General features: G+C 41.0%; 3 protein-coding genes. All 3 read right to left on the bottom strand.

All coding sequences use genetic code 11. From position 1 onward, the window contains the following. Window positions 1-131 precede the first annotated feature (131 nt). On the bottom strand, window positions 132-644 hold the full coding sequence (locus H5162_RS20990; RefSeq protein ID WP_182779437.1) for a hypothetical protein: 513 nt from the start codon (window positions 642-644) through the stop codon (window positions 132-134). Between the two features lie 52 nt (window positions 645-696). Next, window positions 697-1251, bottom strand: a complete 555-nt coding sequence (locus tag H5162_RS20985; protein ID WP_182779436.1) for a GNAT family N-acetyltransferase — start codon at window positions 1249-1251, stop codon at window positions 697-699. A 90-nt stretch (window positions 1252-1341) separates the two neighbouring features. Beyond that, the gene (locus H5162_RS20980; RefSeq protein WP_182759289.1) at window positions 1342-1659 is read right to left on the bottom strand and encodes a ribonuclease E inhibitor RraB; all 318 of its coding nucleotides are present in this window, start codon (window positions 1657-1659) and stop codon (window positions 1342-1344) included. Window positions 1660-1810 lie beyond the last annotated feature (151 nt).

Below are 1810 nucleotides of genomic sequence, written 5' to 3'. Positions count from 1 at the left end.
AAGGTTTAGCGTCATTAAGAGATATTTGGATCAATATTCACTACGGGAGATGAACCGCCCATTGCGGACCCGCATGATGGGTGGTGTGGGGGCTGGAGGTTAGAGACCTCCGGCTACCCGATTATGTGCGTTCACATTGTTGCGCCTATATATATTAAATAACCAATAGCTAAAGTCCCAGTTAGTTTTACGTAGTCCCAAAGTACCTCCTGAAACTTAACAATCCTATAATGTTCTGGTGATAGATCATCTTGAGATTTATTGAAGTCACCTCGTCGATAAGCGTAATAAGTGATAATACCTATATTTATAAAAAGTAATGGCCAAGCCAGAACTCGACGTGGCGTTGTAATAAGGAATTTGCTTAGTGGTAAATAAGGATTATTAATATCAGTTAAAACAAATATCAAAAAACTAGACCAAAACACACATCCAACAACCAAGTACTGAAACTGCCATTCCAACATTTCACTTACGATCCAACTTGAATCAGCACAATAGCTATAAAACCAAGCATAACCTTTCACTAAAAACTCAATATTCGAGCTTGGCTCAACGAGATTAACGCTGGTGAGTAAACTCAAAATTCCCGTAAACGTAAAGTAAGCTCCACCGAGAGACATTATAAAAGTGTATGGTCTCATTATAAATTGTTATTCCTTGGTTAATTTCCATATTTAGCACATAACGCTGCAATCACGCGCTTGTCGCGTGCATTGCCTTGTTATGCAATGCATCCCAATTCTGCCGAGTCAATCGATACAGTCGCACTGGACGATTATGAAACTCAAGAGTATCGAAGCTAGAAAAGCCTGCTTTCTCCGCGACCTTCAAGGACGCGACATGCTCAGGCTCGATAATGGCCACTATTGATTGATATTGTGTCTTATCAAACACGTAACCCAGAATCCCTTTAGCCGCTTCGGACGCTAGGCCCTTATTCCAGAAATTCGTCGCCAGTCGATAGCCGAGGTTTGACTCCTCAACACCAGCGACTATTTCTGGTGAAACACCGCAGAATCCAATGAATACAGAACTTTCCTTATCAATCAGTGCCCATGGTCCCAAATCATATGAGTCGTAGCAGACCATACACCACTCTATAAATTCGCGGGTTGCGACCTCATCACAAACACCACGGACCGAGTGCTTCATTACTTCAGGGTCACTGAGAACCTCGGTCAATGCAGGAACGTCTTCGAGGTACAACCGCCGTATTAGCAACCTCTCCGTTTCACAAATTTGCACCATCTCCTCCCTATGCATAACGCCCCAAGCAGGGGGTTTTATGAGTGTTTTTCAGCGAGTAAAATTCCCACTGACTTGGCTTGTTATATGACATTAGTGCAAAACACCCCATGATTCACATACCCCACCAAAAGTAGACACCAAAGATGAAGCCTTTCGCTGCGTATCCATTATCAGATCATAGGATACGATTGATTTGATATTAAAAAGCACATACCCATTACTTTCTTCTTCAGGCTCAAAAACCTCAATAGCACCGTACTCTTTTTCCAGAATATTTAATGCTTCTTGCGAAGGCGGCCAACTATTAAAATCAACATTGAAATCAATTTCCCAAGTTTTTGAGAAATCAAAACCAGAATCGTCTAGCCGCCGCAGAACATCACCGTCAACATCATTTGGAAAATTCAACCAATGCTCCTTGGCATATAACGAGGCTGTAGAATTACTCGTTTTTAATTTATTTTTATTGATGCATTAACCATAGCTGAGTTCCTATTTTGATTCAATCGGTTACTTCGATTTTACGTAAAATATAAAAAGAGGATTTACTGTTGCTTTA

The organism is Pseudoalteromonas sp. SR41-8, assembly GCF_014163915.1.
GTDB lineage: Bacteria > Pseudomonadota > Gammaproteobacteria > Enterobacterales > Alteromonadaceae > Pseudoalteromonas > Pseudoalteromonas rhizosphaerae.
The sequence above is the reverse complement of the archived record's forward strand: the minus strand, read 5'-3'. Positions and strand labels throughout refer to the sequence as shown.